This is a genomic window from Sphingobacterium prati (assembly GCF_013167215.1).
Classification (GTDB): Bacteria; Bacteroidota; Bacteroidia; order Sphingobacteriales; family Sphingobacteriaceae; genus Sphingobacterium; species Sphingobacterium prati.
Genome location: NZ_JABJWY010000037.1, coordinates 1 through 11,999, shown reverse-complemented (window position 1 = coordinate 11,999; position 11,999 = coordinate 1). Strand labels below are relative to the sequence as shown.

Sequence of the window (11,999 nt, the reverse complement as noted above, 5' to 3'; positions counted from 1 at the left end):
ACAACATTTATATATTTATTTGAGATGGCTCTTATTTATACGAATTGACCGATTTGGATACTTTCCAGTCATTATCCACACGCTCCAAGGTAACCAGATCAGTCCTCGTGAAGTTTTCAAATTTTAGAGTCACCTTAGCAATCATATAGTCTGCTGATTCTTCAAGGATGTCTGTGCTTACCGTACAATTTAGCTTCTCTCCTTTTTGCTTTTTAAAGAATTTGACCAGCTCGTCACGTTTATTGGTAGTTGCATTTGCCTTCTTGCTAAAATCTTCTGCAAATAATTGATCCACTCCTGCTGATTCACCTTCTGTAGTAACTGCAACATAGTGCGCTAAGGCGAAGTCGGCTGTGGAAAGGTTAACGTTTGCTTTTGCTGATTTTGAACCAGGTCCTTCAGCTGCCATAGTGAAAGTTGATACTGCGACTAAAGCTGCTGCTGCGAATGTTTTTACTAGAGTTTTCATAATGTCTTTATTTTATTGTGTTAGTTTATCTGTTCTTATTTGTTGACTCAAAACTACAACACAATACGCCCCCGGCCTATGGGATTTAGACTAATGGACAGGAAAACTCGGTGAATGGCAGGAACGGGGAGGTGAATATAAAAGTAGATTATTTTGTATACTCCATTTTGGAGGAGATCCGATCGATGGTATTGAATCAGTACAACCTAACAGTTGAATTATTGTATGCCGAGATAATTAAATCATTTAAAATACAATGTATAAAATAAACGGAGTGACCATAGGAGGACATTCTATAATTGACGCGATAAACGTGATCGTCGAACAAAATCTTCTCAAACCTTGTCGGATATTTCTGAAGCTCATCTAGAATCGGCTCTGTATATCCTGATTTAAGAAGCGCTCGAAGAGAACATGTAAACTCTTCAATGAGCCGAGCTAAATTATCATCTGCGATAAAAAAAATACCAGCCCGCTCTTTAACCTTATGTATTAATAAATAGTTATTTAGCCACGGATATAGATGCATGATAACGTCTTCCGTTAAATGATATGTCCTATTATTAAAGGCGATGACCGAAATCTTTTCCATTTAATAAAATTAAATATTTCCTTTGTCGTTTATAATTATTTCAATGGAATCATCGGACCCGATTATTAAGGAGAATCACCTTAGAAAAATTATGATACGTAATATAATTAGACCTACAACAATTAAACATATAACAAGCGGAGCAGTTATGCTTCTTTTCTTATACTTTATTCCTTTCAAATATTGATCCCAAAACCCAAACTGCAATATTGCTGCACCTATTCCATATAACAGAATACCAGTGAACCTGCTTTGATCAAAATAATCTTTAAATTCTTTGTATACTAAAATTAGTGCTATCGTATAACCAAATCCAAATAGGAGTGTTACCAATGCTTCTTTTTTCTTGGATAATGTGAATAAGTTGATTGCAAGCAATATAGCGCCGGTAAATAATCCGAAAAGTATACTAAAATACCAGATTGCTCTTTGTGAATAGAAACTGACAGTAGCTTTTTTAGCATCTTCATCAATATCCCATGTATTAGGGGCGGTATAATCAGGTTCTTCTTTTTTCTTCGATTCTATAAGTTGATTTATTTGAGCAATTTCTGTTTCGGAAAAAATATAGCCTCTTTTTTTGAGAATGTCGAGAGCCATTTCTATAGCCTCAGAGACTGATCGGGTATCTTCTGAAGTATAGCGTAACAGTTCCTTATTGGATAACTTTTCTAAGACTGATCTTTTTACCATAAGCCTAATATAACCAAACTGCCAATTACAGTTCTCACATTTTTAAATAACAACACTAAAATATTAATTAAACAAGCAAAAAGATCAAAAAAAATAGAGTATAAAAACAATAATTAAAAAAAACTATCATATGACCAAGTATTGACTAGCCATTCAACTATTATAGCAATTAATACTAGCCTGTTTTACTTAAAATTGTTTATTTTCGTAGTAGATTACCTCCAGATATTCAAGTATTGAATTGGTGACTGTAGGTAGGTTTAACTTTTTATTTATCATGAATAAATTATTTATAATTGTATTACTTTGTCTTGTTCATAGCGTTAAAGGACAAGATTCATTACTTTTAAAATTTGTTCCACTTCCCAATAAGATATACAAATCTCAAATAGATTTCAGAACAAAGGCTCAGGGAAAACTAGAACGAAAAACAGTTGGTACTGGCAAATTTGAATTATCACCCACTAATTTAAACGTCGAGACTGTAAATACAACAGAATCGGCTATGACGACAGAAAATGAAGAAAATAATCGAATTCCATATATATGGAAATTTATCCATTCAAACTCATTTCAAAAACTAAATGGCAAAACATCTGAAATTTATACCCCTTTAGACGGAAGTACTATATACGGTTTCTTTGATATGACTACAGCTGCCAGGAAGATTGATTCTGTAATGAATGATGAACTGGAATTTGTGGAAAAATTATCGTTAAAAAACCAATTAGAACAAAGCCATGGCGAAAATACTTATTCTGATGTTCCTATCGCAATTGGAGCATCTTTTGAAAAAGAAAGATTCATTAGTATCCCCGTATTGGGTGCCGACGACCAGGAATTCATCATGACTAACAGATATACGCTTAAAAAAATTGAAAAAGGTATAGGTTATTTAGAATCCAATATCAGTTTTCGTCTAAAGTCTCCAAACAATGAGATTCAGGTATTACCTAACACCAATGGATTTGGAATAATGCAATTTGACACTAAAAATCAATGTGTTATCAATGAAACCTCCGAGTATAACATTTATGTTAGTTTTGTCGAGGGAGAAAATACACTTATTTCGCAGATTTGGTCTAAGGACTCCAGAACAACAAAAGTTCAAAATAAAGAATTTTGGAAATAGTCCTCAGTACAAGCCGTAAAGAGGACTATTCAAAAATTCTATAAAAGATTGACGTTAACGAATACTATTTTCGATTATTCCAATAGTTTGGTATCTAATATAACGACCCCATTTATTTAACCATTGTTCTCCTTTTGCAGAAATATAAAATGCTCCGTCTACGGTAGCACCAACTGCTGTTCCTACAAGCATCCCGTATATTCCTGCCCTAGATCCCATAGTAAATCCTGCTTCCAATGCTAGACCAGCCCCTAAACTAGCTCCTTTGTTGAGTACCGTATTGGCCATTTTAAATTGATATTCTGCTTTAGTCAATACACCTTCTTTGTATTCTAAATTAACTAAATAGATCTCTCCCCCGGCATCTAAAAAATCTAAAACAGTACCATATTTTCCAAACATAGACTTACCATCTAAAATGGATTTTACAATAACATCATCTACTTTTTTAAGTTGGTCGTAAATATCTCTGGTAATCTTTATTCTTACTTTCTTTTTTGTTATCTGTTCTTTGTCTTTGGGATCATCTGGTCCACCAATCTTATGCATCACATGGTTTAAGCCTGACACTACTCCACCAGTAATCACTCCCTGCCAGAAATTACCGCCAGTCAACTCGGCGCCAACTCCACCTGATATTGCACCAAAACCTATCATTCCATAGGTACTTTGCGAAAACTGTCCTAGTCCAAGACCATTCATGGCTCTTCCCCATCCATAGGCTCCTAAGCTACCGAATAAGCCAGCAGCAGCTGCGCTAAAGAAATTCTGTCCTTGTACTAATCCTAGTACTCCCTGTGAGGCACCATGAGCACCAGCCTGCAATAACGCATTACCAATCGTATTTGCAGCAGCTTTGAAAATCGAACCGATACCAAAGGTGACTGCTCCAGATACTGCTCCAAACAATGTAGCCTTAAGTGCACCACCCAGATTCCACATGCCAATATTCCCCGAAACCGCAAGGCCAACTGTATAAGCAGCAAGCCCTACCGCCGCACCGAAAAATATTGCCTTGATCAGGGGTATTGCGAGCAAACCAAAGAAAAACTCTCCACTCGGATCATTGTACATCATTGGATTATTTAGCACATATCCGTATTTATTGTAATTCTGGGTATTAAACATATCCTGGATATGTTCATCGGCATTTAAAAACCTTCGCAAACGGGGATCAAATAGACGGCCGTTCATATGGATAATTCCAACCATGGCAAAATGCTCGTGCGAGGTATAACCTCGATCCAAAAGTTGTATATTACCATGTGTGAGATTGCCCCAGGCATCGAAATGCCGTTCTTCCAGCAAAGTACCGTCTGCGTTACTGATGGCCAAAACGCTCCCTAGATAATCCTTGTGCAAAAATTTATAAGATGCAGCACTTTCTGAATAATCTTTCAGACAAACAATATTACTTTCGTAAGGTGAACTGCCGATATAGATTAAATGTTTTTCCTGCCCTGTACTATTGTTACGGACTACTTCAAAGCCTCCATCAGCACTGTAATATTTTGTATATTGACCTTCCCATTGTGAATTTGCGGCATTATCAATCTCTGCTCCGGCAGCTTTGCCACCATAGCTGACCATTTGTCGCATATCCCCCAATCCATAGCCAAACCGCACATCGCCTTGTTGGCCACTGATATAAATCGGATCGTTGTTTTCATTATACACCACCTGCTGGATCAAATCACCGCTATAGCTCTGCTTCCCATCAGTACTCAGCTTGACACTTGAGGGGCGGTAGATTTTTGCAGCATTGTCAAAACGAAGAGTTCCTATATTATCAATCGTGGTGATACGTCCCTGAATATCATATACATTTGAAGAACGTCCTCCAGTTTTTGGATCTGTCCAATCAATGAGACGATTATTGCTGTCGTAGTTAAAGGTTTCTATCAGATTAATATTGCCATTCCGAATCCTTTCCTTCAGTTCATTACGCATAGCATCAAAAGTATACTCCGCATTTAAGATTCCCTGCTGTGTATTCTTAAGAAAATCTTGCTCATCATAGGTGTTTTTTATATTGGTATACCCCAATCGTGCGCGCACAATTTTCCCACTTGCACTGTTTTCCTGTATACGCCATAACTCCTCGCCTGTTGTTTTATTGATAATTTTTTGCAGAAGCCCACTCCACTCTTCATATACGTGTTGAATTGCAGCAATTGTTTCGACCGTACCTGATTTCAAACTCTTCACATAAGAAATCACCCGCGATTTGTCATCATAGAGTATCTCCCGCTGCGCATAAATACGGCCAAAGCTATCCTCCGTCTTCGTTAATAGTCGGCCATAAGTATCGTAAGTAGAAGTAATCTTAAATGTTTTACCTTTTGAAGTCCCTGATTGCGTCAGCAAAAGGCCTTTCGTATTATAAGCATAATTGATCACCTTATCGGTCAATCCCACTACAGTCGATTTTTCAATCTGTTGCGTCAGCTGTCCTTTTGTATTATAACGGTATTCTTTATACCCCTTTGGACTAATTTCTTTTGTCACCTGTCCTAGGCCATTATAGGTATAGGAATAAATACCATTGGAGGGGTCATCAAACTTAGATTTTCGTCCCCAGGCATCGTATTCGGTCTTTACAATATTGGTCCCATATTTAGCCGAAAGTTGTTGTCCCGAAGCATTGAATGTAAAGTTAATAATACCACCTTTGTCTTCGGAAATGATTACATTACCTAGCGCATCTGTGGTTTTCTTGCTCGTACGCAGATAGCCATTCACTTCTTCTGTTAGAGTTACCCTACCCGATTGTCTTGTACGGACCTGTTTGCCATAAAATGATGTTGCAGTGACTATACTCGGAAATACACTGTCATTATAACTGATGGTATTCCATTTAGGTTCGAATCCGTCGCGATGGGGTTCGGATTCCTGAACTTTTCGACCCAAGTCGTCATAGGTTGTCAATACTGAAAGACGTGTATCTTTATCTCCTTCAATCCATACATCAACGTCTCCTCCTTCGATGATATATCCTTCGCGATTAAAACCTCGTTTTCTAACCTTGACCTCCTGTCCTAACTTATTTATAAATGTAGCAATGGTCATTCCTGTAGGTTGAAATTCACTGATTTTAGTCCCCCCATCATCCATCTTTTCATAGGTAAACGTTGTCGTTCCGCCCAAGGTGGTCTTTGCACTCAATGTTTTGCCCCAGCCATCATAGGTGTTTGTAATCTTATCACCCAATGGATCTGTCTGGGTGAGTACCAGGCCCCAGTCGTTGTAAGTAATCACCGTTGTCAATCCCAGATTATCTGTCTTCTTTATAACAAATCTTCCTTTCGGGTCGTACTGTGCCTGTTCCGTTTCCGTTAGCGTATCAACACTATTGGTAACAATCTTTTTTGTGACATTTCCGAAACCATCATAGGTATACCCTTCCTGTATCCAAGCGGTATTGCTTTTATTATAGACCTTCTTCGAAGAAAGTAGATTACCGGTATAGCTGTATTCTTCCTTAATAGATCTTACATCTGCATAGGCATTGACCGTCTCAACTTTGCTTATTGGGTGACCAATATAGTATTCTTTTCCCAAACCACTCGGATTATGGCTATAAGTCAATACAGTATTGACTGTCGAAAAATTAGTATTGATGGTAGATGTGGTCGTTGCAGGCAGCAAATAGTCCCCATAGGTTACCGTATTTTCTTCAACAATATTCTTAAGGAAATCCTTGCTCACAATTTTAATAGGTACAATCGCTGTTACACCTTTTGATGGTGTAGTACGCTTGTATTCTATAGACTTAAACGATAGCAGTTTTGTGTTCGATACAGAAAGATCGACAGGGAAAATAAGGTTGTCGTCAGTAAGGGTGCGTACGCTCCACTCTTTGATCGGCAAACCTTCATTTAATGGATCGATCTCTACACCACTCCATATTTTGGTCGCTTTGAGAAGGTCGGTATACCAGGTGGATCTTGCCGATTTTCTAAAGCCAATCATTCCTTTGCCGAGCACATTGGTGACAAAGCCTCGGTATTTGAAATCTTGTTTTCTATTTCCCTGCTTTAATTGCGAGACTACAAAGGTACGAGACATACGCTCTAACTCAACATATGGATAGAGCTCTTTTTTTGTTCCAGCATAGAACCCCGGACTTACTTTAGGATCGAGTTCGGCATATTTAATTTCCGTAATGATTCCGCCCTGATTAATAGAAGTAATGTAGCTTTCATCCGCTACATTGTAGTGAGCATATTTGACCAATCTGCCTTGTCGAAAGACCAGAATATTTTCATTAAAATTATTGATCTTAAAATCGCCGACGAGGGGAGAAAAATGCGCCAAGGGAGCATTCCTAGGAGCAGAAAACGATGCGTATCCTTTAACTTCCGTCCAGTAGTTGTTATATTCTGCTGGGTACCAATCCATTTTGTAGCTACTCCGTCCTTTGAGCGTACTACCATCTATATTGGTTGGAACAAAGACGACATTACCATTGGCATCCATCCCCTTATTCTCATGATAAAGAATCATAAATTTGGTGGTGGTACCATCACTATTATCTGCCAGGATATGAGAGTAAAAAGCAATGAAATCAGCTTTTCCATCCTTATTAAGATCCTGCACAAAATATTGTCTATTGATAAAACGTGAATGTGTCTTTCCGTTAAAGGTCAAATTCTCTTTATACAGCTCAAAATTCGGTAAATTCTGCACCTTAAATCCTGCGCCTGTGGAGATATATAATTTCCACTGACGACTATCTATAGCTTGAGGGACCAGCAAATCTGTTTTTCCATCCCCCGTAAAATCTCCTACCACAGCGCGGTGCCTCAACCCCTCTATTACCACATTGGCGTATAGGGATGTATTTGGCATATAATCTCCAGCAGCGTTTTTCTTGAATACAGTCAAATTAGGCTTACCCAGGCTATCAAAAGTGATAAAATCTACACTACCATCACCATTAAAATCTCCTTGGAGTACTGTGCCTCCAAAAAAATTGGATGTAGATGATCCAATATTGAACGTCCGCATCAATTTAGCGGGGTCGGTTTCACTTGGCCGTACCATCAGATATCGATAGGTAATCTGTTGTTTAATTTCTTTATATGGCAAACCACCACCAGGGGCAGAATTTTCCTCCTCCCATTGCATATCATCACATAGGACAAAAATCAATTCTGAAAGACCATCACCGTCAACATCAATTTCTTTTACTTCCTCAATTGTGGTGTCAAGCCAATAACCTATTTCATTGGGATGCTCATAATCTCTAAGTAGGGTATTATCGTATTGATCTGCCGGTATTGTTCTGATAAACTCTTCTTTCAACTGCTTTTCATTGGTATCAGAATTTGTTGCAATAGAATATCCCTTGATCACAAGGTCTTTGCGACCAGCCTCTAAGCTACTTGTCGACGCAACAGTCTCATAAATAAAAAAACCTTGTTTGGTCAGAATCTCTCCGGCATTATTTCTCAAATTGAAGACTTTCGCTCTTTTTAGCTGCTCCCGTGTGAGCATTGATCCCACAAGCACTTGTTTTGGTCTGTCATCGTCAAATACACTTCCGAAATGATAAATACCAGCTGGATGACTGACGGGCTGTGTACAGACAGATTCCCAATACCCTGCCTGTGAATCATTGTCACCTGATGCGCCCCCGGGATGGTACACTTCTTCATATTTGAGACACTCCTGAAAAGCATCCACATATTTAATAATATCGATTTTCCCATCACCATCAAAATCACCATATAGTAAATCGGGAGATGAATCGTTAGTAATCCAAGTTTGCTTCCAACCGCCTGCAACAGATTTTTTATAATCGAAGATTATTGGTGTAGCCGCTTCTCCTTTACTATTCAGCTCGGTAATGGATTTCAGAAATTGATAGTGATTTCCTTTATTGTCTTTTTCATACGAGATATTGTAAGTTTTAAAAACTGTTCCATTTACTGTTACCTGGATGGCGGACAATAAATTTGTCTGGACAAAAAGTTTCCCTCTCATATAGGAAGTTTCGCGAAGCGCTCTCGATGTATAGGTAAATGTAATACTGTTAAAATGGGCAGTTCCAAGTGTTTCATTCCCACCCCATTCAATACGATCAATTACCGCAACGTTGTTCCCTTGGATATAGCTATACAAAATTGCGTTTCCTTGCGGATCTATCCATTTGACAATATTGTATTCCATTTGGGTTCTGGCATCCGCGTTGATGCCATACAACGCTTGGGAACCGTCTTCAAAGGTCACTTCGAAATATGCCGGTCCGTTTTTCTCCATATTCTGTCCTACTGACTTAATTTTTATATTAGAATATTTCTCCGTGACGTATTCTGCGGCATCTTTACCATATGCGCCAGACTTTAAAATCAGCCGTTGGCCATTGAACATATAATAATCTGCATAGTCAAATTGAATAGAACGAATTTCACCGTCTTTATCCCGAAATCGTCCATCCATAGCCAGCTACGCCATTTCCAGATCCGCTATTATATTGCAAGTTGATCTGAGGTGCCACCGTTTTAATTCCCGGAGGAAGTGCGATTGGCAACAAGTATTGCAACTGTCCATTTGAATTTACATCGATTGTACCTTTGGTATCGTGAAATGGCATATTGCTTACGTTATCGCTTGGATTGACAACAGCGGCTTTAACCTGGATATCCGAACTTACTTTAGGCAATGTATTATTTACTGTTTTAGGAGCTAGTCCTTGTTCTGCAATCTCATTTACCGATTGCTCCGATTTATTTAAATTTTTCATGTTTTTATACTTTATTTCTGTCAATTAGTTTTACGCCGTTAGAGTCGGCTGATTCCGATATTCTGACTTATGATTTCTTAACTTACTTTAATTACTTCTCTACGAATCTGATTGCCCGAATCGTCATACTGAAATACTAGATCAGAATCTGATGGAGCAGCCAATGCAGTAGTTTTTATTTCAGTTATTAAGGATGGCTGCTGGGAAACTTCTCCATCATTTTTTTTCTCTATAGCTTCAATTTGCTCGTTATACTGTGTTTTCATAAACTCCTTTAATTTTTTATATTTATTATTATTCAATGCAAGCACTATTATTCTTACAGTTGGCCTGCTACACCTAAAATTGATCACAGTTTTTTTCGGTTATAACTTTTAAGAATTCATCTCAATCGATACAGTTCTTTTATTTGCATTTCCAAAAAATAATGTGTTTCGAAAATCAGTTACCATCCATGTAACTCGACGTTCCTTTTGCTGTTCAAACTAATCCATATTACATCCTATTTTTGTTTAAAAATCTACTTTCATTTGTCTAGGAATAGCTATCTCCCTAAACACAATGCTAAATTAGTTAGTAAAAAAAATGAAATTGAGATATAGAATAAGTATCTAAGCGGTAGATGGGAGATACCGAAAACTCAGCAAAGACTGAGGTTCTTGCAATAAAAAAAGCCACATCTCACGACGTGGCCTTAAATAAACATATGATTCACTAGTTGTCAGCGCCCGAAATGACCGAGCTGACAACTAATTATTGGATACTTTTGTAAGCATTTACTGAACTGGATACTTTCCAGCTATTCCCTTCACGTACCAAAGTCACAAGATCAGTCTTAGTGAAGTTCTCAAACTTCATTCTAACCTTCGCTACAATATAGTCTGCTGACTCTTCAATAATCTCGGTAGTTACTGTACAGTTGAGCTTCTCCCCTTTTTGTTTTTTCAAGTGTTTTACGACTTCATCACGGCTGTTGGACTGTGCATTGGAAGCTTGGATCTTTTGGTTGAAATCTTCAGCAAATAATTGCTCCACGCCTACTGATTCTCCCTCGGTAGTGACCGCAACATAATGCTCAAGAGCAAAGTCTGCAGTGGAAAGGTTAACGTTTGCTTTTGCTGATTTGGAACCTGGTCCTTCAGCGGCCATAGCGAATGTGGATACTGCGATTAAGGCTGCTGCTGCGAATGTTTTTACTAGCGTTTTCATAATGTCTTTTTTTATTGTGTTAGTAATATTGTTCTTATTTGTTGACTCAAAATTACTTCACAATAGGATCCTAGCCTATGGGCTTTAGACCAACAGACAGGAAAACTCGGTAAATGGCGGAAATGGAGAGGTTAATGGACTACCCATGGCAAAGCTCTCTTTTTTAAAAATTTGCAATACAGTATTTATTTGCTTAAATTGGTATAAGAGAGATTTGTAGGAAAAAGTTGCCAATTCGAAAAATCATGGAATCAATCTTTAGAAAACTAATGTGCTGCCTAATGGTTCTTGAGGTATCATGGATATTTTTTGGCTGTATAAATGGAGGCGCTGATTCTTTTACTCGTGGGCTTTCAATTATGCTCATATCCCAAATAGCAATAGTAGTCATGACATTATCAAAACAAAAAAAGAGTAGTTCAGACGATAAGGCTACTTAAGGCTTGATATATTCTTGATAACTCTTTTTGATATACAGGATAATATCATAGTCGGACATGTATTTTACTGTGTAAATATTCGGACGGTACAACTGCATGAAAGTTTGTAGAGAGTCACCTTTAAGGCCCGTCAAATTTTGAACCATACGCTTTGAAAAGGTGTTATCAAGATATTGCTCTTCTTCTTCCTTTATTAATTTCTGCTGGAGCTTGGATTGTGGGTTATTTTTTTTCCCTAACATAGAAATAACAGAAAGCACATCGACACTAATCAGCGAGGTGGTACTATTGCTCGCCTGATTAGGGTGTCTCGGGACATTTGAAGAATAGTTTTTGGTGATGAAAATGTCTTTAAATTTGGGTTTGCTATAATTGAAGGTCTTGCCAAATTCTTCCCGAAACTTTAAGGAATCAGCCTTATAATTTCTTAAAGGATTGATCTTGACTTCATCCAACAAAATTGCTGTTTGCTCCATATATATAACCAGATTATCACGATTGCTATTACCAACTATATATTTTTCCTCACGATATCCGATTGAAGAAAAGGTGATTGTATCTCCAAGCTTAATGCCCGACAATATAAATTTGCCATTACCATCGGAATAGTTGCTGCGCGAAGCTCCTTTGATCGAAACACCTATAAGAATATCACCCGAATGCTTATCTTTAATCGTACCTTTCAGATCTTGTGCAGAAGATAAGTTTGTGATAAA

General features: G+C 37.8%; 8 protein-coding genes. 1 reads left to right on the top strand and 7 read right to left on the bottom strand.

The window, feature by feature from the left end; translation table 11 throughout:
* Positions 1 to 31: 31 nt before the first annotated feature.
* Both HPC41_RS18135 and HPC41_RS18130 read right to left on the bottom strand, forming a co-directional pair.
* Positions 32 to 469 carry a nuclear transport factor 2 family protein gene (locus tag HPC41_RS18135; RefSeq protein WP_172395437.1) on the bottom strand — a complete coding sequence of 146 codons (438 nt, stop codon included), beginning with the start codon at positions 467 to 469 and terminating at the stop codon, positions 32 to 34.
* A gap of 667 nt (positions 470 to 1,136) precedes the next feature.
* A complete protein-coding gene (locus HPC41_RS18130; RefSeq protein WP_172395436.1) occupies positions 1,137 to 1,754 on the bottom strand; it encodes a hypothetical protein in 618 nt (205 codons plus the stop codon).
* A gap of 277 nt (positions 1,755 to 2,031) precedes the next feature.
* Here HPC41_RS18130 and HPC41_RS18125 point away from each other — a divergent pair, with 277 nt between their 5' ends.
* Positions 2,032 to 2,886, top strand: a complete 855-nt coding sequence (locus HPC41_RS18125) for a hypothetical protein (protein WP_172395435.1) — start codon at positions 2,032 to 2,034, stop codon at positions 2,884 to 2,886.
* A 54-nt stretch (positions 2,887 to 2,940) separates the two neighbouring features.
* On the opposite strand, the gene HPC41_RS18120 is transcribed toward HPC41_RS18125, so the two are convergent.
* The 5 genes from HPC41_RS18120 to HPC41_RS18100 form a co-directional block, all read right to left on the bottom strand.
* A complete protein-coding gene (locus HPC41_RS18120) occupies positions 2,941 to 9,330 on the bottom strand; it encodes an RHS repeat-associated core domain-containing protein (RefSeq protein WP_172395434.1) in 6,390 nt (2,129 codons plus the stop codon).
* Entirely contained in the window at positions 9,308 to 9,634 is a 327-nt protein-coding gene (locus HPC41_RS18115; RefSeq protein WP_172395433.1) for a SpvB/TcaC N-terminal domain-containing protein, read from the bottom strand. Before HPC41_RS18115 ends, HPC41_RS18120 begins: the two co-directional genes overlap by 23 nt.
* Before the next feature lie 77 nt (positions 9,635 to 9,711).
* Positions 9,712 to 9,900 carry a hypothetical protein gene (locus tag HPC41_RS18110; protein WP_172395432.1) on the bottom strand — a complete coding sequence of 63 codons (189 nt, stop codon included), beginning with the start codon at positions 9,898 to 9,900 and terminating at the stop codon, positions 9,712 to 9,714.
* 487 nt (positions 9,901 to 10,387) lie between these two features.
* Complete coding sequence (locus HPC41_RS18105) at positions 10,388 to 10,843, bottom strand: nuclear transport factor 2 family protein (RefSeq protein WP_172395431.1); 456 nt, start codon at positions 10,841 to 10,843, stop codon at positions 10,388 to 10,390.
* 436 nt (positions 10,844 to 11,279) lie between these two features.
* The coding region (locus HPC41_RS18100) for a carboxypeptidase-like regulatory domain-containing protein (RefSeq protein WP_172393117.1) at positions 11,280 to 11,999 on the bottom strand (720 nt) is incomplete at its 5' end.

Bases quoted from the DNA above. Each gene is read 5' to 3' on its own strand.
- HPC41_RS18115 (WP_172395433.1), bottom strand. From the start codon at position 9,634: ATGAAAAATTTAAATAAATCGGAGCAATCGGTAAATGAGATTGCAGAA.
- HPC41_RS18110 (WP_172395432.1), bottom strand. From the start codon at position 9,900: ATGAAAACACAGTATAACGAGCAAATTGAAGCTATAGAGAAAAAAAAT.
- HPC41_RS18120 (WP_172395434.1), bottom strand. From the start codon at position 9,330: ATGGATGGACGATTTCGGGATAAAGACGGTGAAATTCGTTCTATTCAA.
- HPC41_RS18125 (WP_172395435.1), top strand. From the start codon at position 2,032: ATGAATAAATTATTTATAATTGTATTACTTTGTCTTGTTCATAGCGTT.
- HPC41_RS18130 (WP_172395436.1), bottom strand. From the start codon at position 1,754: ATGGTAAAAAGATCAGTCTTAGAAAAGTTATCCAATAAGGAACTGTTA.
- HPC41_RS18105 (WP_172395431.1), bottom strand. From the start codon at position 10,843: ATGAAAACGCTAGTAAAAACATTCGCAGCAGCAGCCTTAATCGCAGTA.
- HPC41_RS18135 (WP_172395437.1), bottom strand. From the start codon at position 469: ATGAAAACTCTAGTAAAAACATTCGCAGCAGCAGCTTTAGTCGCAGTA.